Annotated in this window: 19 protein-coding genes; 13 read left to right on the top strand and 6 right to left on the bottom strand. The window is 66.6% G+C overall.

Going from position 1 to position 22016, the window contains the following annotated elements:
- Positions 1 to 3 precede the first annotated feature (3 nt).
- Complete coding sequence (locus tag ABIA65_RS04830) at positions 4 to 1434, bottom strand: septum formation family protein (RefSeq protein WP_354522808.1); 1431 nt, start codon at positions 1432 to 1434, stop codon at positions 4 to 6.
- 130 nt (positions 1435 to 1564) lie between these two features.
- On the opposite strand from ABIA65_RS04830, the gene serS reads away from it, so the two are divergent.
- The 4 genes from serS to ABIA65_RS04810 all read left to right on the top strand — a co-directional run bounded on the left by serS (position 1565) and on the right by ABIA65_RS04810 (position 6014).
- The gene (gene serS / locus ABIA65_RS04825; RefSeq protein WP_354522807.1) at positions 1565 to 2818 is read left to right on the top strand and encodes a serine--tRNA ligase; all 1254 of its coding nucleotides are present in this window, start codon (positions 1565 to 1567) and stop codon (positions 2816 to 2818) included.
- A gap of 40 nt (positions 2819 to 2858) precedes the next feature.
- Positions 2859 to 3665, top strand: a complete 807-nt coding sequence (locus ABIA65_RS04820) for a DUF5718 family protein (RefSeq protein ID WP_354523088.1) — start codon at positions 2859 to 2861, stop codon at positions 3663 to 3665.
- 21 nt (positions 3666 to 3686) lie between these two features.
- Positions 3687 to 4676, top strand: a complete 990-nt coding sequence (locus ABIA65_RS04815) for an MOSC domain-containing protein (RefSeq protein ID WP_354522806.1) — start codon at positions 3687 to 3689, stop codon at positions 4674 to 4676.
- A 402-nt stretch (positions 4677 to 5078) separates the two neighbouring features.
- A complete protein-coding gene (locus tag ABIA65_RS04810) occupies positions 5079 to 6014 on the top strand; it encodes a hypothetical protein (RefSeq protein WP_354522805.1) in 936 nt (311 codons plus the stop codon).
- On the opposite strand, the gene ABIA65_RS04805 is transcribed toward ABIA65_RS04810, so the two are convergent.
- The 3 genes from ABIA65_RS04805 to ABIA65_RS04795 all read right to left on the bottom strand — a co-directional run bounded on the left by ABIA65_RS04805 (position 5983) and on the right by ABIA65_RS04795 (position 8626).
- Positions 5983 to 6324 carry a hypothetical protein gene (locus tag ABIA65_RS04805; protein WP_354522804.1) on the bottom strand — a complete coding sequence of 114 codons (342 nt, stop codon included), beginning with the start codon at positions 6322 to 6324 and terminating at the stop codon, positions 5983 to 5985. The genes ABIA65_RS04810 and ABIA65_RS04805 overlap by 32 nt on opposite strands.
- Positions 6321 to 7871 (bottom strand): Rieske 2Fe-2S domain-containing protein, encoded by a 1551-nt coding sequence (locus ABIA65_RS04800; RefSeq protein WP_354522803.1) that lies wholly within the window; start codon positions 7869 to 7871, stop codon positions 6321 to 6323. Before ABIA65_RS04800 ends, ABIA65_RS04805 begins: the two co-directional genes overlap by 4 nt.
- A gap of 68 nt (positions 7872 to 7939) precedes the next feature.
- The gene (locus tag ABIA65_RS04795) at positions 7940 to 8626 is read right to left on the bottom strand and encodes a phosphotransferase (RefSeq protein WP_241402521.1); all 687 of its coding nucleotides are present in this window, start codon (positions 8624 to 8626) and stop codon (positions 7940 to 7942) included.
- 52 nt (positions 8627 to 8678) lie between these two features.
- Here ABIA65_RS04795 and ABIA65_RS04790 point away from each other — a divergent pair, with 52 nt between their 5' ends.
- The 3 genes from ABIA65_RS04790 to ABIA65_RS04780 are packed head-to-tail and all read left to right on the top strand — an operon-like array spanning position 8679 to position 11021.
- Positions 8679 to 9461, top strand: coding sequence for a lysophospholipid acyltransferase family protein (locus ABIA65_RS04790; RefSeq protein WP_241402522.1), 783 nt, complete (start codon positions 8679 to 8681; stop codon positions 9459 to 9461).
- A 1-nt stretch (position 9462) separates the two neighbouring features.
- Complete coding sequence (locus tag ABIA65_RS04785; protein WP_241402523.1) at positions 9463 to 10209, top strand: lysophospholipid acyltransferase family protein; 747 nt, start codon at positions 9463 to 9465, stop codon at positions 10207 to 10209.
- Positions 10209 to 11021 (top strand): HAD family hydrolase, encoded by an 813-nt coding sequence (locus ABIA65_RS04780; RefSeq protein WP_241402524.1) that lies wholly within the window; start codon positions 10209 to 10211, stop codon positions 11019 to 11021. Before ABIA65_RS04785 ends, ABIA65_RS04780 begins: the two co-directional genes overlap by 1 nt.
- Here the strand turns inward: ABIA65_RS04780 and ABIA65_RS04775 are convergent.
- The gene (locus tag ABIA65_RS04775; protein ID WP_241402525.1) at positions 11018 to 12637 is read right to left on the bottom strand and encodes an N-acetylmuramoyl-L-alanine amidase; all 1620 of its coding nucleotides are present in this window, start codon (positions 12635 to 12637) and stop codon (positions 11018 to 11020) included. The genes ABIA65_RS04780 and ABIA65_RS04775 overlap by 4 nt on opposite strands.
- Positions 12638 to 12771: 134 nt before the next feature.
- On the bottom strand, positions 12772 to 13704 hold the full coding sequence (locus ABIA65_RS04770; protein ID WP_241402526.1) for a hypothetical protein: 933 nt from the start codon (positions 13702 to 13704) through the stop codon (positions 12772 to 12774).
- A 243-nt stretch (positions 13705 to 13947) separates the two neighbouring features.
- On the opposite strand from ABIA65_RS04770, the gene glf reads away from it, so the two are divergent.
- The 6 genes from glf to ABIA65_RS04740 all read left to right on the top strand — a co-directional run bounded on the left by glf (position 13948) and on the right by ABIA65_RS04740 (position 21901).
- Positions 13948 to 15183: a UDP-galactopyranose mutase gene (gene glf / locus ABIA65_RS04765; protein WP_241402527.1), complete on the top strand. Its 1236-nt coding sequence runs from the start codon at positions 13948 to 13950 to the stop codon at positions 15181 to 15183.
- Positions 15180 to 17120: a glycosyltransferase gene (locus tag ABIA65_RS04760; protein ID WP_354522802.1), complete on the top strand. Its 1941-nt coding sequence runs from the start codon at positions 15180 to 15182 to the stop codon at positions 17118 to 17120. Before glf ends, ABIA65_RS04760 begins: the two co-directional genes overlap by 4 nt.
- Positions 17117 to 17668: a phosphatase PAP2 family protein gene (locus ABIA65_RS04755; RefSeq protein WP_354522801.1), complete on the top strand. Its 552-nt coding sequence runs from the start codon at positions 17117 to 17119 to the stop codon at positions 17666 to 17668. Before ABIA65_RS04760 ends, ABIA65_RS04755 begins: the two co-directional genes overlap by 4 nt.
- The gene (locus ABIA65_RS04750) at positions 17665 to 18582 is read left to right on the top strand and encodes a decaprenyl-phosphate phosphoribosyltransferase (RefSeq protein ID WP_241402530.1); all 918 of its coding nucleotides are present in this window, start codon (positions 17665 to 17667) and stop codon (positions 18580 to 18582) included. Before ABIA65_RS04755 ends, ABIA65_RS04750 begins: the two co-directional genes overlap by 4 nt.
- A complete protein-coding gene (gene aftB, locus ABIA65_RS04745) occupies positions 18560 to 20593 on the top strand; it encodes a terminal beta-(1->2)-arabinofuranosyltransferase (protein WP_502919516.1) in 2034 nt (677 codons plus the stop codon). The genes ABIA65_RS04750 and aftB overlap by 23 nt, the downstream gene beginning before the upstream one ends.
- A gap of 177 nt (positions 20594 to 20770) precedes the next feature.
- A complete protein-coding gene (locus tag ABIA65_RS04740) occupies positions 20771 to 21901 on the top strand; it encodes an esterase family protein (RefSeq protein WP_502919515.1) in 1131 nt (376 codons plus the stop codon).
- Positions 21902 to 22016 lie beyond the last annotated feature (115 nt).

The following is a 22016-nucleotide window of genomic DNA, read 5'->3' as shown; positions in this document are numbered from 1 at the left end:
TGATCAGGCGGGTGGAAGCAGCGGAGCACCAGGTGCCGGCTCGCCCGGAGGCGGACCCGGGGGCGGTGGCGGTGCGCCGGGCGGCGGTGGCGGGACGGGGGCGCCGGGCGGCGGCGGGGCGTCCTGCGGCGGGCCGTCCTGCGGCGGTGCGCCAGGTGGTGGCGGGGGACCGTTGAGGAAGGTGTTGCCCTGCACGGGTGGTTCGGGCGCCGCGGAGCTGGTGGGCGCCGTGGAGGTCTGCTGCTGCTGTTGCTGCTGGCCGGGCAGATGCTGTGAGGAACTCTGCTGGCCCTGGCTCTGCCCCTGCTGGCTGAGATCGATCTCCGACTGCTGGCTCGACGTGTCGACCGACGGCATCGGAATGGGCGGCAGGTTCAGGCGTTCCTCGGGAATATCCGGCGGTGGCACCGGCGGGCGGCCATTGATCACCAGTGGGCCCTTGGCGCTGTTCAGCAGCGTCGACCAGCCGCCGTTGCCCAGCGTCGCGCCGATGCTGCACGACACCTGGTGGCTACCGGCCGACCAGCTCGGCAGCGAGATGGTGCCGTAGATGAGCGTCAACGTGGTGTTGCGCAGGGCGACCGGGGCCAGATAGGCGTCGGTCATCCGGGTGCAGGCGTCCTTGATGAACGTGTCCTGCTCGTTCTCCGGTGGCGGTCCGCCCGGGAACTTCTCGGCGAGGTTGACCGAGCCGGTGACCTCCATGGCGTGCGGTGCCGCGCAGTCGACCGGGATGTCGGTGGGCTGGTTGGTCGTCGGGTCGATGCCGAGGCAGGTACCCGCAGACCAGACCTGCGACTGGTCGAGGTTGGCGACCTTGCCGCGGAACGCCAGCTGCTGGTTGTTCGGGCCGGGCAGCTGAAGACCGCACAACATCCGGCGTTCACCGGCCTGGCGCCACGCCTTGTCGCCCGACCACAGCAGGCTGACGGTGAACTTGCCGTTCGGGTCGTACTTCGGGCCGAGGTAGGACCGAATGGCGGCGCCGCACTGCTCCTGGCTGATCTGCTGGATGCGCGCCTGCGACGGCGGTGCGGCATCGGGTCCGTACTCGCTGCCCGGGAACGTCCGCATGTCGATCGACTCGGCGACCTCGAAGCGGTGTTCGTCGTTGCAGTCGACCACCTCGGCGTCGTCGGGGGTGCGTTCCGGCCAGTTCAGGCAGTCGCCCGCCTTGGCGGAGTCGAAGGTGGCGTTGGTGCGCCCGCCCAGCGCGGTGCCCGTGGCAAGCCCGATGGGCCCTTGGCCCGGTCCGCCGGGAAATGCCGTGACCGTCCCGGCGATCAACAGGCCGCCCAGCGCGGTCAGCAGCAACCCGCGACGCGTGGAGTTGGACTGCAGGCTCTTCCACCACGCGCGTCCAGCCGGCGCCCCTGCGGCGGGCTCGTCGGTGGGTTCGTCATCGCGATCTGGTGCTTCCAACATCGGCTCCATTGTGACAGGCGCGCCGAGTGCTGTGACAAGAGATGCAGTTGTAACGTTATGTGGTTGTGCTTTGCGTCGACGTCAACTGCGGCCCCCTCCGCGCTGTCGGCGGACGCACCGCGAAAGTAGGGTTGCGCCCGTGATCGACCTCAAGCTCCTGCGGGACGACCCAGACCTGGTCCGCGATTCGCAGCGGGCCCGCGGCGAGAACCCGGCGCTCGTGGACGCGCTGCTCGACGCGGATTCGGCGCGCCGCGCGGCCATCGCGGAAGCCGATAACGCGCGCGCGGAGCAGAAGAAGGCCAGCAAGCTGGTTGGTTCGGCGTCGCCAGAGGAGCGCCCGACGCTACTGGCGCACGCCAAGCAACTCTCAGAGGCGATCAAGGCCGTCGAGGTCACCCAGGCCGAGGCGGAAACCGCCTTCACCGCCGCGCACATGGCCATCAGCAACGTTGTCATCGAGGGCGTGCCCGCCGGCGGCGAGGACGACTTCGTGGTTCTCGACACGGTTGGCGAGCCACGCGCCATCACCGATCCGAAGGACCACCTGGAACTCGGCGAGTCACTGGGCCTGATCGACATGGAGCGCGGCGCCAAGGTGTCCGGGTCGCGCTTCTACTTCCTCACCGGCTTCGGCGCGCTGTTGCAGTTGGGTCTGCTGCAACTCGCGGTCCGGTTGGCGACCGAGAACGGGCACACCCTGATGATTCCGCCGGTGCTGGTGCGGCCTGAGGTGATGTCGGGTACCGGGTTCCTGGGCTCGCACGCGGACGAGATCTATCACCTTGCCGATGACGACATGTATCTCGTTGGTACATCAGAGGTTCCGCTGGCGGGTTATCACTCCGGCGAGATTCTGGACCTGTCCGACGGGCCGCTGCGTTACGCCGGCTGGTCGTCGTGCTTCCGCCGCGAGGCGGGCAGCTACGGCAAGGACACTCGCGGCATCATTCGCGTGCACCAATTCGACAAGGTCGAGGGCTTCGTCTACTGCAAGCCCGAGGACGCCGAGGCCGAACACCAGCGCCTGCTGGACCTCGAGCGCCAGATGCTGGCGCAGATCGAGGTGCCCTACCGCGTGATCGACGTCGCGGCAGGCGATCTCGGATCCTCAGCGGCGCGCAAGTTCGACTGCGAGGCCTGGGTGCCGACCCAAGGCACCTACCGTGAGCTGACGTCGACCTCGAACTGCACCACATTCCAGGCCCGCCGCCTCTCGACGCGCTACCGCGACGACAACGGCAAGCCGCAGATCGCTGCCACCCTCAACGGCACACTGGCCACCACTCGGTGGCTGGTTGCCATCCTGGAGAACCACCAACAACCCGACGGCAGTGTTCGAGTGCCCGACGCGTTGGTGCCCTACGTCGGAAGGTCGGTGCTGGAACCATGAGCGAGCTTGCGAGCGAATCATGAAGGAGCGTGAGTTGACGATGATCGACCTGGACCTCGATGAGCTGCGAACGTGGTTCGGCTTCGGTGTGGCAGGCAACTTCGCCGGCCACCTCGAGCAGGCTGGGGAGGCGGCCGACTTCGTCAATGTGACCTCCGAAGGGGTTGCGCCCAAGGGCATCTTCCCTTGGTACGCACCGGGTTACGACAGCTTCCTCGGTGAGTTCCCGCTGTCGCACGACACGATCAAGCTTCCTCAGAGCGACACTCCGCTCAACCTGCAGATCGAGCCCGAGGTGGGTCTGGCCTGCGAGGTGAGCTGGCAGGGCGACACCGTGTCCTCGCTTCGGCCGTTCGCGCTCGGGGCGTTCAACGACTGCTCGATCCGTAGGCCGAACGCCCCCAAGATCAGCCACAAGAAGAACTGGGGACCGGCATCGAAAGGTGTTGCAGCGCAGTTCTTCGACGTCAGTGACCTCACGCCCGACGGACCGACCTCGACGCTACGACTGGTGTGCCACCTCCGCACGGCCGACGGTCAGGAGCACGAGTACGGGGTCGACAGCCCACTGCTCGGCTACTCCTACTACGGGGAGGTGCTGCTGGACTGGATCACTGAGCGCCTCGCCAACCAGAAGGGTTCGCCCGACACGCCGCTGGAGGACGTTGGCGCACTGATGGTGGCCAGCGGCAAGCCCGAACGGGTGCTGATCGGGATCGGCGCGACGCGCTACACCGAACTCGGCGAGACGACGTTCCTGCAGCCCGGCGACCAGGCCCTCGTTCGGGTCTACGACACCGCCAGCGATGTGTTCTCCGAACTGCGGCAGACGGTTTCGGGCGGCTAGAGGAACTCAGCAAGAGAATCCATGCCCAACGTGACGGTCGCGCAACTTTGGCGGTTCCCGGTCAAGTCCATGGGCGGGCACCAGGTGGATCAGGTCGTCATCGACGCACGAGGGATGCACGCCGACCGGCTGTGGGCCGTGCGCGATGTGGAGAAGGCCGTCACGGCGTCGGCCCGCAGGCTCCCCGTTCTTCTGGGTTGCGCGGCGCGATATGTGACTGAACCCGGAGATGCCGCAGGCCCCGGGAACGTGCCAGCGGTTGTGATCAACTTCCCCGACGGCCGCGAGTTGGCCAGTGATGACCCCGCAGTCCACGACGCGCTCTCGGAACTGGTCGGCCGGGAGATGCGGCTGACGGCGCTACCGCCGCAAGCCGACACCAGCCAACACCGGATGTCGGTTCACGAGTCGCTGGCCAATTTCTCGCCCGCGCAGGTCCGGCGCGACTTCGGCCTCACCGACGCCGAGCAGATGCCCGACACCTCGATCTTCTCGACCCGTCAGATCATCACGCTGGCACGCTATTCCACGCCGCCGGGAACCTTCGTCGATCTGAGTCCTATACACCTGCTGAGCACCGCCAGCTTGCGCGACCTGTCCGACGGCACCCCCTATGACGTACGCAGGTTCCGGCCCAATGTGCTGCTCGACGTGGACGCACCGAACCGCGAGTTCCCCGAATCTGCGTGGGTGGGTGGCGAACTGGGCATCGGTACGGCGCGGTTGCGGGTGACCAACCCGACCATTCGGTGTGTGGTGCCGACGCGTCCGCAGCCCGATGTCGAACTCGATAGAGCGATCACCCGGCGACTGGCCGAGCGCACCGATCGCTTCCTCGGGGTATACGCCGACGTGACACGAGCAGGCGTGCTGCGGGTTGGCGACGTCGTGCGTGTCGACCCGCCGTCGGCACCGGGTCCCGTTCGGCGAGCCACGGCCGCCGCGAACAGGGCGGCCACCAAGGGGTTGCAGCGCATCCTGGAGGCCACCGTCCTGCGCGGGAAGGGCTAGCGCCTCGGACAATCGTCCGGTGGCTGTCCGGCTTCGTCCGACTACGTCCGCAACTAGTGACGTGCACGGTCGCAGTTGATGCAATCAAGGCATGAAAATCTCGTTCAATCTGGGCGGCTCGGCCTGGCGGGAGGCGGGCCAAACCGTGCGGCTGGTGGTCGCCACCTGGGCAAGCACCGCGCGATTCTGTGTCTGTGTAGTGGTGGTTTCGGGGACTGTTGACCTCCTGCAGTGGGTATCGTCGATGCTCACGGCACGTTGACGGAGGTAACTGCCCGAATGACGCGCGCCGACTTGGTGGAACAGCTGAAGAGCCTTCGACTCGACTGTGGGTCGCCATCGTTGCGGACGATGGAGCGCCTCGCGCGCAAGGCTGGGCGACGATCTCTCGCGAGAAGTACGATGTCCGACAATCTGAAGACGGGACGGCTTCCGTCGTGGGAGGTCCTGCGGGATTTTGTCGCGGTATGCGGTGAGGCAGCCGCCGAACAGGGAATCGCGATCGATCCAACCCGAACCGACGAGGAGCTTTGGCATGAGATGTGGAAGGCGGCGCAGGCACCCGCCGCCGGAACCAGCGGCCATGAGGTGGAAACGCAACAAGCCACTCTCCAGCGCGCGCGCCAGGAGGTCATGCGGCGGCAGCAGGCGAAGTTCGATGCCGAACTCGACATCTACCGCGATCTAGTTGTCGCGTTCTCGCGGGACGTACTCATTCGAGCGTTGAGACACGCAGCGCATGGTGGAGTGATCAGCGCAGCTGGTGTTCGCGCACCGGTGTGGGAGACGGCGCTTCACTATCGATTCGTGGTTGACAGTGGCGGTCATGAGATGACGATATGCCTGGAGTCCGATGGCGCGGAATTGATCTCCCGTCATCCATGGACACGTGATATGTCGATCGACGAGTTCTTGCAGGAATTGGTCGATGCCGTTGGTTCGGCAGGGGCCGACCTAGGGCTACACCTGAATGACCCCACGGCGTCGATCGAGGACCTGTCCGAGATGCTGATTGAGGTGACCAAGTTGAGGTCGCAGGAGTTGATGGGGTACCGAGGACTCCTGGTTAGGGTCATCGAACGGATAGATGGTTGGTATTTCACTGAATTCGCTGTCTATCCGGCCGACCACCTCTGGTACCAGATCGCAGTGGACCGGTTGGATGAAGACGACTGGGTGGGCCACCTCGAGGCCAAGGGCTGGAGCGGAGCCCGTCGCGCCATCGAGTTCGCCCGCCGACTGTACCGGGTGGATGCGGACCGTTCCGCGGAGGACTCCGCTATCGCGGAACGCTGGACGGACGCTGTCATTGCTCCAGGATGCGATCAAGAGTCGTAAGGAACTCCATGGGGCGCAACGGTGTGCAAGCCGGCTGCGGCCGGGTGCCCGGCACGTCGAACGTCACCAACGTCGACTTGATCGGGCGCCACACATCCAATGGCAGCCAGCGGCGAAAATCAGACGAGCCCCAGATGCGGAACCGGTTGATGAACAACCCGAGCGACTCGGCGCGGTAGCCGCGGATCGCGTCGAGCGGGATGACCTTGGACGTGCCCGAGGGAAAGTGGTAGCGGCGCAACGTGATCGCGTGCCGGTCCAGCTGGATCAGGCCGTCGTCATAGCGGGCCTCATGGTTCGAATCGCTCACGCCTTGGCGCTCCGCAGTTCGTGACCCTTCGACGTCAGGCAGCGTCCATTGTCGAGGTTCCACTGCCAGCCGTGCAGATTGCAGGTCAACGTCGACCCCTCGACCACACCGAACTTCGACAGGTCGGCCTTGAGGTGCGGACAGCGGCGCTGAATCTCCCAGCCGTCCAGGGTTATCGACGCCGAGTCGTCATGTGTCTCGGCGAACCAGCCGTCGGCGTAGGCGATGCGCTCGTCGGTCAGGCACTTGAAGAACGTGTACAGGAACTCGTTGTAACCGCCGACCCGCCAGGCCTTGAACCGGGTGGACAGGAAGATGGTGTTGACCCAGTCGGGTTCGTCGTCGCGCAGCACGGTGCGGACCAGTTCTGGGGCGATCTCGAAGCCGTAGCGGAACTTCTCGTCCGGAATCGGCTCGCGGACTGTGCGTTTCGGGAAGTCGAGCACCACGGTCTCGGGCCCGAGTCGCAGCTCGACCGGGTACCCGATGCCATCGCAGATCTGGTCGGTGGCAAGCATGATCGGCTCGAACCTGGCCCGCAGCGGCTCGAGAAGCGGTTCCCCCTCAGCGGGTGCCCAGCTCGCCTTCTCCGCGGCCAGCACCGGCGCCATGCGCTGGGCGAAGGCCTCGATGTAGTCGGCCTTACCGGTGGTGAAGATGGCCTGCACCTCGTCTTCGGGCACCGGGTGTGTGAGCGAGTCCAGTTGCGAGCCGGTGAAATCCGCGGTCGTGCCCGGGATCATCAGCAGACCCCGGTCGTGTCCGTGCATGCGCATCTGCTCGAGGAACACCACCTGGTCGGGGAAGATGTTCGCGGGGTCGCCGTGGTCGTCGTTGAGGTCGCGCAGCTCGGGGTCGAGGAAGCACGGCGGCCCGGCCGACGGAATCACCCACGTCGCACCGACCTGCGCGATGTACTGGCGGCTGCGGTCCATCTGGCGCTGCCGCTTCTGGGTGCCGAAGGTCTCCTTGGCCCGCGCGGGCATGTCGTAGACCATCGGGTACCAGATCGCGCCCGAGTACTGCAGCATGTGGACGTCGATGTGCCCGAACTCCGACTCCAGCACGTCAAGGTCGACGGGACGGGCGTCGTTCATGTTGAACACCACCGTCTCACCGTCGGAGACCACCAGACCCGAGTCGCCGATCGGCCCGTCGGCAGGCGCGCGCAGAGCGATGATCATCACATCGAGATCACCCTTGGGCCCTGTCACGCGGTGCTTGGTGGAGTCGGTGGTCTCGAGGAACCGGTGGAAGCCGAGCTTCTCCAGCTCACGGCGCAGATCGGGCACCGGGAAGTCCGGCAGCAGCACGACGGCGTCCTTGTTGACGTGCGCGGCGAGGTTGGCCGGGTCGAAGTGGTCCTTGTGCAGGTGGCTGACGTAGAGGTAGTCGCAGTCACCGAGTGCGTCCCAGTCGAGGGTGGTGTTGTCCGGGAAGGGGAACCACGATGCGAAGTACGCCGGGTTCACCCAGGGGTCGCACAGGATGCTGCCTGCGGCGGTGTCGATCCGGAAACCGGCATGTCCGACGCTTGTGACCTGCACGAATAACCTCTCTGAGCCTGGTCGACGGGACCGGCGACCACGGGTAATTCTAGCCGGAAACTCCGGCGCTACTCCTCCCAGCGCTCCCGGTAGTAGGCCATCCGCGGCGGATCGGGTGCCACTCCGTAGGCGTCCAGCAGCGCCGCCTCCAGGGTGCCGTCGTCCGGGAAGTTCCACGCCAGCGACATCGTCGCCACCGCCAGGTCCGACCACGGGTCGGCGACACCGAGATCGCCGAGGTCGACGTGCCCCGCGCACGAACCGTCGTCGGCGATCAGTGTGTTGGGCGCGCACGCGTCGCCGTGGCAGACCACGAGGCGGTCTGCGGGCGGTGCGTCGGCCGGAATCCAGGAGGGCCTGCCGAACGGGAACTGCGCCACCGGCAGTGTGTCGTGCATCCTGCGCAGACCGGCGCCGATCGCGCGGGCCGCCGCGACGGGCCGCGCCACCCAGGACGGATCGACAGCTGAGAGCCCTGGCACCCCCGCCGTGTGCAGCCATCCGGGCCCTGACGAGATCACGCGCGGCACCGCCAGGAAGCGGCCCGCCCAGGTCAGCCGCTGCGCCTCGGTCACCAGCAGGGCGGCGTGCTCATCGGGATAGACCTTCACGAACTCGGCCGTCACCGAACCCGCGGTTCCCACCGAGAACGTCACACCGCCGAGTTCGTTGAGCCACACGGAACCCACATCGCGACCCGCCGCGATCGTTGTGACGACATCGGGCACGGGGACAGGGGTACTGGGGTAGCTCACCCAAACGACCTTTCCATCGGGACGGTGTTGCGCCCGCACTAGGCTGGACCACGTGGAACCTGTCTACGGCACTGCCATCACGGCCGCCCGCCTGGTGTGGCGGCTGCAGGGCCTGAAGTTCACCGTGACGGGTGTGGAGAATCTTCCCGTCACCGGTGGAGCGGTGATCGCCATCAACCACACCAGCTACTTCGACTTCACCTTCGCCGGCCTACCGGCCTTTCGTCAGGGACGCGGCCGCAAGGTTCGCTTCATGGCGAAGAAGGAGGTGTTCGACAACAAGCTGACCGGTCCGATCATGCGGAGTCTGCGACACATCCCGGTGGATCGCGGCAGCGGCGCGGCGTCGTTCGAGGAGGCGTGCCAGCGGCTCAAGGAGGGCGAGCTGGTCGGCGTCTACCCCGAGGCGACCATCAGCCGCAGCTTCGAGATCAAGGAGTTCAAGTCGGGTGCGGCGCGGATGGCGATCGCCGCCGACGTGCCGATCATCCCGCACATCGTGTGGGGCGCTCAGCGCATCTGGACGAAAGGGCATCCACGCAGGATGGGGCGGACGAAGGTGCCGATCTCGATCGCGGTCGGTGAACCGATCTATCCGACCCTTCCCGCCGCCGAACTGACAGCGCTGTTGCACTCGCGCATGCAGCACCTCCTGACGGAGGTGCAGGACGCCTACGGTCGTCATCCGGCGGGTGAGTTCTGGGTGCCACACCGTCTTGGTGGGGGAGCCCCGACGCTGGCCGAGGCCAATCAGCTCGACGCCGAGGAAGCCGCCGAGAAGGCAGCGAACCGCGCGGAACGACCCGAGCCGGGCGGGGCGCCCGGGCAGGTATGACATGGAACCGATCTTCCGCAGCCTGGAGATCGCGGGTAGAACGGCGGTGCGAGTCACCGGTACCCGCATCACCTACCACGGTTTGGAGAACATCCCCGCGGTTGGCGGAGCGGTGGCTGCCATCAACCACACGAGTTATGTCGACTTCCTCCCCGCGGCATTGGCTGCCATGTACCGCAAGCGGCGGATGCGTTTCATGATCAAGGCCGAGATGGCTGACGTGAAGGCGGTTGACTTCCTGATCAAGCACACTCAGGCCATTCCCGTCGACCGGCGCGCGGGTGGCGATTCCTACCCCATCGCCGTCGAGCGATTACAAGCCGGCGAACTCGTCGGCGTCTACCCGGAGGCAACCATCAGCCGCAGCTTCGAACTCAAGGAGTTCAAGACAGGTGCCGCACGCATGGCCAAGGAGGCCGACGTGCCGATCATCCCGATGATCGTGTGGGGCGCTCAGCGCATCTGGACCAAGGACAATCCGAAGAGCCTGGGCCGCAACAAGTTTCCGATCACCGTGTCGGTGGGTGCCCCGATGGCCGCCACCGGCCCCGTCGAGACGGTCATGGACGATCTGCGCGCCGAGATGAACGATCTTCTCTATCGCGCGCAAGACGACTACGAGCATCCGCAAGGTGCCCCCTGGGTGCCGCGCCGGCTCGGCGGCGGTGCGCCGACCCTCGAGGAGGCACGTGCGCTCGAGGCGGCGGAACTCGCGGAGCGTGCGCGCAGGCGGACGGGTGGGGCCTAGTGCTTCCCGCGCTGATAGCCACCGATGTCGATGGCACGCTGCTCGATAACGACGAGAACGTCACACCCCGCACCCGGGCCGCGGTATGGGCGGCGGTGAACGCGGGCACGCAGTTCGTGCTCGCCACCGGTAGACCTCCGCGCTGGATCGCCCAGGTGGTCGACGGGCTGGGCTTCGCACCTATCGCGGTGTGCGCCAACGGCTCCGTGATCTACGACTCGGCTACCGACCGCATCATCTCGGCCCGCACGCTGTCGACGGACCAGCTCGGTGAGCTGGCCGAGCTGGCGACCCGGCTGATCCCCACCGCAGGACTGGCCGTCGAGCGGGTGGGACGAAGTGCCCACGACGCTGCGACGCCGCAGTTCGTCTCCTCGCCCGGTTACGAGCACGCCTGGCTCAACCCCGACAACACCGAGGTGTCGTTGCAGGACCTGCTGGCCGCACCAGCGGTCAAGCTCCTCATCCGCCAAGCGGGAGCGGCAAGTGCGGACATGTTGGCGGTGCTGGAGCCCCATGTGGGGCTACTCGGCGATCTGACCTACTCGACGAACAACGGCCTCATCGAGGTGGTGCCGCTTGGTATCAGCAAGGCCACCGGCGTCGAGGAGGTGGCACGCCCGCTGGGCATCACGGCCGAGGATGTGGTGACCTTCGGGGATATGCCCAATGACATACCGATGTTGCGCTGGGCGGGACTGGGCGTCGCGATGGGCAACGCGCATCCGGAGGCGATCGCCGCGGCCGACGAGGTCACGGCACCCAATACCGACGACGGGCTGGCGCGTGTGCTCGAGCGTTGGTGGCTCTAGCTGAAGTAGTCGATGGGGGTGAAGCGCTCCAGCTGAACGGGTGTGCCGGGGTGGGCCGGGGGCGGGAGTTCGATCGGCACGCCGTCGATCACCCGCGTCACGGTGCCCTTTTCCCGGTCGAAGTTCAGCGTGCCGTGCGCGAAGTTCTGCACGATCCACAGCGGTTCCTGGATCTCGCCGCTGGTGGGCAGGCCCAGCGCGCCGCGCTCGAAACCCAGCGAGCCCCACGCGTCGTAGATGGCCCCGGTGACCGGTTCTGCGCCGCTCTCCGGTGACCAGTACATCGCGCCCTTCTGGAAGGTGACGTACCGGCTGTTGCCGTCACCGGAGGCCTCCGGCGAGGTGGGGGCCCCGAGAGCGCTCGCGTCGCCACCCATCGCGGACCACTTGGCGTGGATGGCGCCGCCGCGCAGCGAGTCGACCAGCGAGATGGGTCCCGGTGGGGCGTTGAACCGAGCGGCGGTATCGCGCAGCAGGTCCATCACGGCAAGCGCGGCATTGCCGGGACATTCGGTGTTGCCGACGTCGCGGTGGGTGAAGATGCTGGGCAGCGTCGGCGTGGCCCCCCGCGGGAACGTGGAGAAGCTACCGCCGGCCGATGTCAGCACGACGGTGCCCTTGGGGTCCACGTGGTCGAGGCCGAGGCGCCAGCCGAGCAGGCGTCCGGTGGTGCGCAACTGGATCGGTGTGGGCGGCTCGATGGTGAAATCGCCCATCATCGCCACACCCCAGGTGTTGGCGTTGAAGCCGCCGGTGTGGGCGCCCTCGACCGGTCGGTTCATGCCGCCTGCGCGGCCCTCGAAGACCTGGCCGTACCTGTCCACCAGTGCGTTGTAGGCGATGTCGCACCAGCCCAGTGTGCGGGTGTGGTACTCGTAGATCGATCGGACGATGCCGGCGGAGTCGCCCGGGCTGTAGTTGTTACTGCCTGCCGTGTGGTGCACCACGCCCGCGCGAACACTGTTGTCGTACACGGTGTTTCCGCATCGCATCGCCTCGTCGGCACCCCACTGAGCGCGGCCGATGACGTTGGGCGGTTGGCCGGGGATGGTCGCCGCCGTCGGTGGTTCCCACTGCACGTTGGCTGGTGCGGTGGGCGGGCTGATCAAGACTGCGTTGAATGTCGGGACCGTCGACTGCTCGACGCTGGCGGGAATGTAGCCGAGCTTCGACTTCGGTGCGCCCGTGGGCTGAGTGCCACTGCGGGGTGCGTCGACTGGCCGGGTGACGGCGATCTGTACGTGGTTGGTCCGGCCGACGAAGACGGGTTCGGTGCCGTCCTTCGGCGAGTTCTCCTCGCCGACGCCGTCCAGTGGCTCCGCCTCGTACCACTGTCCCCACGAGCCATCGGGTTGTTGCGCGCGGACCCGGGCCGTCGTGCCGGTGAAGTCGGCCGCGGTGAGCGCGACCATCGAGAAGGGGGTGTCTTGGGTGATATCGCGGATGGTCTCGCCGCCGCCGATATCGGTCAATGGCTTCTCGACGAGCAGCAGTGTGCTGGCCGTGGACTGCGATTCATGGTCACCCGGCAGGCCATCCACCGCCCACGGCAGGATGACGACCGTCGCTGCCACGGCAGAGAAGAGCAGCGATGGCACTGCGCGTCTACTCAGCACGGCCTGATGTTACGTATGTGTCAGTTGTTACCAGAGTTTCGACACGGCCTGGCGGCGCGACAATTCTGTCGGTGCCTTCCTGTAACGGCACCGCAGAGCCTGTTGGGCCTCTGCGGTGCCGTTTCGCACAGGGTCTAGGGGGTGGGAACCGCCGCGGGAGCCGCTGCGGCCGCCGCGGGAGCGGCGTTCTGCATCGCCGACGTGATCGCGGGCATCACCATGCCCTTGAGCAGGTCGATCGCCTGGCCGGCGCCGAGCGTCTGCGCGGCACTGGACAGGTCGCCCAGCAGCCCTCCGCTCGCGGGTGCGGCGGCGGGCATCCCGAGCGACGGGTCGCCGAGGATCGGGTACATGCCGGCCGACGGGTCGAGGCCGATCGGATCGCTGATCGGGATCTCGCTCGCGCCGGGGATTCCCAGTCCGGTGCTGTTGGAGATCGGCGTGGTCAGTCCCGGCGTGGTGAGCCCGGGGCTGGTCAGCGCCGGGTTCGTCAGCGCGGGGTTGGCCAGGCCTGCGTCAGTCAGAGACGGGCCCGTCGCCGTCACCGGCGGCACGCTCAGGCCGGGGGTGGTGGCGCTCGGCGTGGTGAGGCCGGGCGTGGTGAGCCCCGGCGTCGTGAGGCCGGGCGTGGTCAGCCCCGGAGTCGTCAGCCCCGGTGCGGTCAGGCCAGGTGAGGTCAGACCAGGAGCCGTCAGGCCAGGCGACGTCAGGCTGGGTGCCGTCAGTCCGGGCGAGGTCAGCCCCGGCGAGGTCAGGCCAGGTGCCGTCAGGCCAGGCGAGGTCAGGCCAGGCGATGTCAGCGATGACGAGGCGCCCGACCCGGTCAGGAGGCCTGTCGGCATGGGCGGCAGGTTGATCCCGAACTGGGACAGGCCCTGGGAAAGGGCCCCCAACAGTTCGGTGGGCAGATCTGTGATGAGCGCGGCCTGGACGAACTCACGGTGCTGCGGCTCTGCGGCGTCTTGAGACAGGTCGGACATGGCAACCACTGCAACTGGACTTGCGACGGCCAGGGCGGCGACTGCGCTCATGGCTGTCGAGAGCTTGCGTCGACGTCGGTTCGGCACGGAAGTCTCCTCAAATATTCGACTACGTGTTTTGTGTTAGGTCTTCGGTCCGTCGGTGGTCGTCAGACTCGGGTGCGAATCCGTCAATACCGACCTGGTCGATGGTACGGATGTGACAAGAGTGTCTGGAGTGACGATGCGGAATCGTGAGCGAATTGCGACCTGCTGTTCGAGGGCGTTCGGCTCACCCATTGGCATGCAGAATTCGGGTCCGACAGGCCGGGTCGGATACCCTTGCTGCCGATGACCTCCGCTGATCCCCGGGTCGCTCCGGTCCCGTCCGCCGGCCCGTACGACCTGCTCGTCGTCGGCTCCGGATTCTTCGGCCTGACGATCGCCGAGCGTGTAGCCACTCAACTCGACAAGCGTGTGCTTGTCGTCGACAGGCGGCCACACATCGGCGGTAACGCCTACTCCGAACCCGAGCCCACGACAGGTATAGAGGTGCACCGCTACGGTGCGCACCTCTTCCACACCTCTAACCAGCGGGTGTGGGACTACGTCCGCCAGTTCACCGAGTTCACCGGCTATCAGCATCGCGTCTTCGCGATGCACGCCGGTCAGGCCTACCAGTTCCCGATGGGCCTTGGCCTGGTGTCGCAGTTCTTCGGCCGTTACTTCACTCCCGATGAGGCCAGGGCCCTGATCGCCGAGCAGGCCGCCGAGTTCGACTCCAAGGCCGCGCAGAACTTCGAGGAGAAGGCGATCAGCCTCATCGGGCGCCCGCTCTACGAGGCGTTCATGAAGCACTACACGGCCAAGCAGTGGGAGACCGATCCGACCAACCTGCCGGCAAGCAACATCACCCGGCTACCGGTGCGCTACACGTTCGACAACCGCTACTTCAACGACACGTACGAGGGGCTGCCGGTCGACGGGTACACCGCCTGGCTGCAGAACATGGCCGCCGACGAGCGCATCGAGGTGCGACTGGACACCGACTGGTTCGACGTGCGAGACGAGCTCGTTGCGGCCAACCCCGACGCGCCCGTCATCTACACCGGGCCGCTGGACCGCTACTTCGACTACTCGGCGGGCCGACTCGGCTGGCGCACGCTCGACTTCGAGACCGAGGTCCTCGACACGGGCGACTTTCAAGGCACGCCCGTCATGAACTACAACGACGCCGACGTGCCTTACACCCGGATTCACGAGTTCCGGCACTTCCACCCCGAGCGCGCCTACCCGACCGACAAGACCGTCATCATGCGCGAGTACGGGCGGTTCGCCAAGGACGACGACGAGCCCTACTACCCCATCAACACCCCCGAGGATCGGGCGATGGTCACGGCCTACCGTGAACTGGCCAAGGGCGAGACGGCTTCGGCCGGAGTGCTGTTCGGCGGACGGCTGGGCACCTATCAGTACCTCGACATGCACATGGCGATCGCGAGCGCGCTCAACATGTACGACAACACCCTGGTACCGCATCTGCGCGACGGAGCGGCGCTGGTCCAAGACGAAAGCAGCACACCATGAGTGACATTCCGTCCGGCGCACTTGATGCCGGACAGTCCAAAGCGGTCAGCCTGCTGTCGCGCGTCATCCTGCCGCGCCCGGGCGAGCCGCTGGACGTACGCAAGCTCTACATCGAGGAGTCGTCCACCAACTCCCGGCGTGCCCATGCGCCGAGCCGCACCACGCTGGAGATCGGCGCCGAGTCGGAGGTCTCGTTCGCGACCTACTTCAACGCCTTCCCGGCCAGCTACTGGCGCCGCTGGTCGATCCTCGAGTCCGTGGTGCTGCGCGTCGAACTGACCGGCAGCGCACGCATCGACGTCTACCGCTCCAAGGCCACCGGCGCACGCATCACCGTCGGCGGTGCCGCGGCGTCCAGCGCGGACCCGGACGCTCCTGCTGTCACCGAGTTCGAGATCGGACTCGACCCGTTCGAGGACGGCGGCTGGATCTGGTTCGACATCACCACCGACTCCAAGGTCACCGTGCACAGCGCCGGGTGGTACGCGCCGCAACCGGCGCCGGGGCGGGCCAACGTCGCCGTCGGCATCCCGACGTTCAACCGGCCCGCGGACTGCGTCAGCGCGCTCGCGGCGCTCACGTCAGACCCCATGGTGGATGACGTCATCAGCGCGGTGATCGTCTCGGATCAGGGCAACAACAAGGCCTGCGATCACCCCGACTTCCCCGAGGCCGCCGCGGCCCTCGGCAACCGGTTGACCATCCACAACCAGCCCAACCTCGGTGGCTCCGGTGGCTACAGCCGAGTCATGTACGAGGCGCTGAAGAACACCGACTGCGAACAGATCCTGTTCATGGACGATGACATCCGCATCGAGCCCGACTCGATCCTGCGGGCACTCGCGCTGAACCGCTTCGCGAAGAGCCCGACCCTCGTCGGTGGCCAGATGCTGAACCTGCAGGAGCCATCTCACCTGCATGTCATGGGCGAGATGGTCGACCAGGCGAACTTCATGTGGACCGGCGCCATCAACACGGAGTACGACCACGACTTCGCCAAGTACCCCCTCAACGACGAGGAGGAGTCCCGAAGCCGGCTCCTGCATCGCCGCATCGACGTTGACTACAACGGCTGGTGGATGTGCATGATCCCGCGCCAGGTGGCTGAGGAGCTCGGCCAGCCCCTGCCGCTGTTCATCAAGTGGGACGACGCCGACTACGGGCTGCGCGCGGGTGAGCACGGCTATCCGACCGTGACACTGCCCGGCGCCGCCATCTGGCACATGGCGTGGAGTGACAAGGACGACGCGATCGACTGGCAGGCGTACTTCCACCTGCGCAACCGGTTGGTCGTGGCGTCGCTGCACTGGGACGGCAGCGTCACGGGTCTGGTGGCCAGCCACTTGAAGGCAACCATCAAACACCTTCTGTGCCTGGAGTATTCGACGGTCGCCATCCAGAACAAGGCGATGGACGACTTCCTGGCCGGACCCGAGCACATCTTCTCGATCCTGGAGTCGGCGCTGCCAGAGGTGCGCAGCATGCGCAACGACTACCCCGATGCGGTGGTGCTGTCGAGTGCGAGCGCGTTGCCGACGCCGTCGGACAAGCGCTGGCGCAAGAAGGTGCAGATCCCGGTCGGCCCAGTGTCGATCGCGGTGCGCCTGGCCCGCGGTGTCGTTCACCAGCTCAAGCCACACGACCCCGAGCATCACCGTCGCCCGCAGATCAACGTCGCCACCCAGGACGCGCGCTGGTTCTCGCTGTCGCGGGTCGACGGTGTCACGGTGACGACCGCCGACGGGCGCGGCGTCGTCTACCGCCAGCGTGACCGCGAGAAGATGTTCGAGCTGCTTCGCGAATCGCTCAAGCGCCAGGTGCAGCTGCTGCGTAAGTTCAACCGGATGCGCCGGGTCTACCGCGAGGCACTTCCGGTGCTGTCCAGCAAGCAGAAGTGGGAAACCGTCCTGCCGACCAGCGCAGAAGCTAAGTCGTGAGCCTCGGCGGCTACACGGCACCGCGGGGCGAGGATGCGGTGCTGGTTGCCGTGCAGCACGGAATCGCTGGCCGCCCAGGCGTTCTCCCGGGCGCGCGGGCACTCTCGCACTTCGGCGAGCACAGCGCGGGCTGGGTGGGGGTAGCGCTGCTCGGCGCCCTCGCGCAGCCTCGGCGACGCCGCGCGTGGTTGACGGCTGGCGTCGGCGCGTTCATCGCGCACGCGGCCGCCGTGGTGATCAAGCGGGTCGTCAAGCGGACCCGCCCAGAGCACCCCGACATCTCGGTGAACGTCGGCACGCCAAGCAAGCTGAGCTTCCCGTCCGCTCACGCCACCTCCACCACCGCCGCGGCGCTGCTGTTGGCACGCGCCACGCGGTCGAGACTGCCCCTGCTGGTGGTGCCGCCGATGGCGTTGTCCCGCCTGGTGCTCGGGGTGCACTACCCGACCGACGTGCTCACGGGCATGGTGGTCGGCGCCGCCGTTGCCAGCACGGTCGGTGCCGTGGGAGACCGCGTCGAGAGAACGTCGAAGGAGCCCGGTAAGTGAGCGAGCAAGCCGCGCCGGTGGTCGGCCCACCCAAGAATCTGTTCAGCGGGATCATCAAGGCGTTGCGCCCACGCCAGTGGGTGAAGAACCTGCTGGTGCTCGCCGCGCCGTTGGCGGCGTTCGGCGTCGAGGCCTCCTACGACTACCTCGACGTGCTGATCAAGGTCGGTATCGCGTTCGTGGCGTTCAGCCTCGCGGCGTCGTCCATCTATCTGATCAACGACGCCCGCGATGTCGATGCCGACCGGGAACACCCCACCAAGCGGTTCCGGCCGATCGCGGCGGGCGTGGTCCCGGTGGGACTGGCCTACACGATGGCCGTGGTGCTGGCGCTGGCATCACTGGCCATCTCGTTCCTCGCCACGCCCAACCTCGCGATCGTCATGGCGATCTACATCGCGGTTCAGCTGGCCTACTGCTTCGGTCTCAAGCACCAGGCCGTCCTCGACATCTGCATCGTGTCATCGGGATTCCTGCTGCGCGCCATCGCCGGTGGCGTCGCGGCGGATATCCCACTGTCACAGTGGTTCCTGCTGATGATGGCGTTCGGGTCGCTGTTCATGGCGGCGGGCAAGCGCTACGCCGAACTGCAGCTCGCCGAGCGCACCGGCGCCAAGATCCGCAAGTCGCTGGAGAGTTACACGAGCAGCTACCTGCGGTTCGTCTGGACGTTGTCGGCCACCGCCGTGGTGGTCTGCTACGGCCTGTGGGCGTTCTACCGGGACGGCCCAGCGGGTGGTTCGTGGTTCGCCGTTTCGATGATTCCCTTCACCATCGCGATCCTGCGCTACGCCGTCGACGTCGACGGCGGTCAGGCCGGCGAGCCCGAGGAGATCGCGTTCGGCGACCGGGTGCTGCAGCTGCTCGCAGTGGCGTGGATCGGAACCATCGGTGCTGCAGTCATCTTCAGCTGACCGGCTGATGTCCGCCGTCGCGCGCCGGATGGCGCGCGGAGCGGCGTTTCCCTATCACGCCAGCGTCCGGATCAGCCTCTGGCTGAGTGTGGTGGTGGTGGCCGCACTGTTCGGCTGGGGCGCCTGGCAGCGCCGCTGGATCGCCGACGACGGTCTGATAGTCCTGCGCACCGTCCGAAATCTGCTGGCGGGCAACGGTCCCGTCTTCAACAAGGGCGAGCGGGTCGAGGCCAACACCTCGACGTTGTGGACCTACCTCGTCACATTCTTCAGCTGGCTCGGTGGCTCGCTGCAGATGGAGTACGTCGTCCTGACGTTGGCGCTGACGCTGAGCGTCGCTGGTGTGGTGTTCGCGATGCTGGGCACGGGCAGGTTGTACGCACCGGGTCTACGCGGCAAGCGGGCGTTGCTTCTGCCCGCCGGTGTGCTGGTGTACGCCGCGATCCCGCCGGCCAGGGACTTCGCCACATCGGGTCTCGAAAATGGTTTGGTGCTGGCCTATCTCGGGCTGCTGTGGTGGATGATGGTCTGCTGGTCGCAGGCGCTGCGGGCTGATCCGGGCACGTCGGTGGGGGTCAACGCGGGCGGGTCGGTGGGCGTCAATACCGTCAGCCGCCCCTTCGAGATGACGCTGGCATTCGTCGCCGGCCTGTCGGTGCTGGTGCGTCCCGAGCTCGCGTTGATCGGCGGCCTGGCGCTGGTGATGATGCTCATCGCCGCCCGCGACCGGCAGCGCCGGCTGCTCATCATCGCCGCGGGCGGGCTGTTGCCGGTCGCCTACGAGGTGTTCCGGATGGGCTACTACGGTCTCCTGGTTCCGGGCACCGCGATCGCCAAGGACGCCACCGGTTCCAAGTGGGCGCAGGGTTTCACCTATCTCGCCAACTTCAACCAGCCCTACATGTTGTGGGTGCCGATCATGCTGCTCGCGGCGGTGGGTCTGGTGATGTTCGCGACCAGGACCATGCCGTGGTGGACCACGCACCGTCCGCCTGAGGGTGTGGGCCGGTTGGCACGGACGGTCCAGAGTCCGCCCGCCGTAGTCGCTTTCATGGTTCTCAGCGGTGTCCTGCAGGCGGTGTACTGGGTGCGTCAGGGCGGCGACTTCATGCACGGCCGGGTTCTGCTCACCCCGCTGTTCTGTGTTCTGATGCCCATCGCGGTGATCCCTGTGGTGCTGCCCGACGGCACCCGGTTCACCCGGGTCGGTGGTTATCTGCTGGCCGGGTCAACGATGGCGATGTGGCTCGCGATCGTGGGATGGTCACTGTGGGCGGCGAATTCGCCCGGTATGGGCAGTGACGCCACCCGTGTGACCCACAGCGGCATCGTCGACGAGCGCCGCTTCTACGCCCAGGCAACCGGGCACGCACACCCACTGACCGCCGCCGACTACCTCGACTATCCGCGGATGCGGTCGATGTTGCAGGCGATCGACAACACACCCGACGGTGCATTGCTGCTGCCGTCGGGCAACTACGACCAATGGGACGTGGTGCCCGCCATACCGCCGCCACCCCCGGCGCCCGGTGAGCCGCCGTCGGATCAGCGCGGACCGCACACGGTGTTCTTCACCAACATGGGTATGACGGCCATGAACCTCGGACTGGACGTCCGTGTGATCGATCAGATCGGTCTGGCCAACCCGTTGGCCGCACACACTGAGCGCATCGAGGACGGCCGCATCGGGCACGACAAGAATCTCTTCCCGGACTGGGCCGTCGCTGAGGGACCGTTCCTGAAGGAGCGTCCGTACATCCCGCTCTACCTCGACGAGGACTGGATCGCTCAGGCTCAGGTCGCACTGGAGTGCCCCGAGACTGACGCCATGCTCAACGCGGTGCGGGGACCGATGGGACCGCGCAGATTCCTGTCGAACGTTCTCCACGCGTATGAGTTCGGCAAATACCGGATCAACCGTGTGCCGCTTTACGAGCTGGAGCGGTGCGGGCTCACCCCGCCGCCACCGAGAAATCCGCCATACACCGGGTTGCCAGCTACCGGTCCGTGACGCATCACACTGCGATTTGTCCGGGTGTGACGTTGTCTGCTTTGGTTACGCCAGAGTAACGCTGCAGCCATGTTGACGCGATAAGCACGTCAGTGAGTCACCACGTGCCATGAGCTGTGCCGCGGAATCGCCGCTACGTCGGCGCCGGACATACGGAATGGATATTAAGTGCAGCAAATGCGAACTAGATCACGCGCAGGTGCAGTGAGCGGCGGAATACGTCGCATGATCGTGGCGATGGCCGGGGTGCTGGTGTTGCCCGCCGCGGCGGTTTTCGCCGGTGGTGTGGCCACTGTTGCCACCGCGCCGACAGCGCACGCCTTCTCGCGCGCCGGGCTGCCGGTGGAGTACCTCGACGTGTACTCGACGGCGATGGGCCGCAATATCCGTGTCCAGTTCCAGCCCGCGTACGCCCCTGTCGAACCCGTCGCCCCCGAGGCGGCAGATCCGAGCGCGGGACCCGACGGCGCACCTGCCGTGACACCCGCCCCCGTCCCGCACGGCAGCGGCATCCAGCCACCCGTCGCGGCGGCCCCGAGCCCGGCCGTCTACCTCCTCGACGGTCTGCGGGCGCAGGACGATTTCAACGGATGGGACATCAACACCCCGGCGTTCGAGTGGTTCAACGACTCGGGCGTCGCGACGGTCATGCCCGTCGGCGGGCAGTCGAGCTTCTACACCGACTGGTACTCACCGTCGAGTTTCAACAACCAGACCTACACCTACAAGTGGGAGACCTTCCTCACCCAGGAACTGCCGATGTGGTTGGCCTCCAACAAGCAGGTGTCCATGACGGGTAACGCCATCGTCGGACTGTCGATGGCCGGTGGAGCCGCGCTGACATTGGCGGCGTACCACCCGGCGCAGTTCAAGTTCGCCTCGTCGCTGTCCGGATTCCTCAACCCCTCGACACTCTTCATGAAGCAGGCGATTCGCGTCGCGATGCTCGATGCCGGCGGCTTCAACGTCGACAACATGTGGGGTCCGCCATGGGATTCGGCGTGGAAGCGCAACGACCCTGTGTTGCAGGTGGACCGCCTCGTCGCCAACCGCACCCGGTTGTGGATCTACTGCGCGCCGGGTGGCGGCCCGCTCGACGAGAACGTCGATCCCGGCCAGTCGTTCAACGCCAACAGCTTGGAATCGCTTGCGATCAACAGCAACAAGCGATTTCAGGAGAAGTACGACAAGGCGGGTGGCGCCAACGCCACCTTCGTGTTCCCGTCAGAGGGAAACCACTCCTGGTCGTACTGGGGTGCGCAACTGCAGGCGATGAAGCCCGATCTGATCGCCACGCTAAACGGCTGAGCGGGAGACCAGCGTCGATTCTTTTCGCTGGGAAGGACCACCCGCTGATGTGGTTGACTACACATGCGCGCAGCGAGTCTGACGTGCGGCACACGACAGATCGGATGAACACACG

Source organism: Mycolicibacterium sp. 624, from assembly GCF_040548615.1.
Classification (GTDB): Bacteria; Actinomycetota; Actinomycetes; order Mycobacteriales; family Mycobacteriaceae; genus Mycobacterium.
The sequence above is the reverse complement of the archived record's forward strand: the minus strand, read 5'-3'. Positions and strand labels throughout refer to the sequence as shown.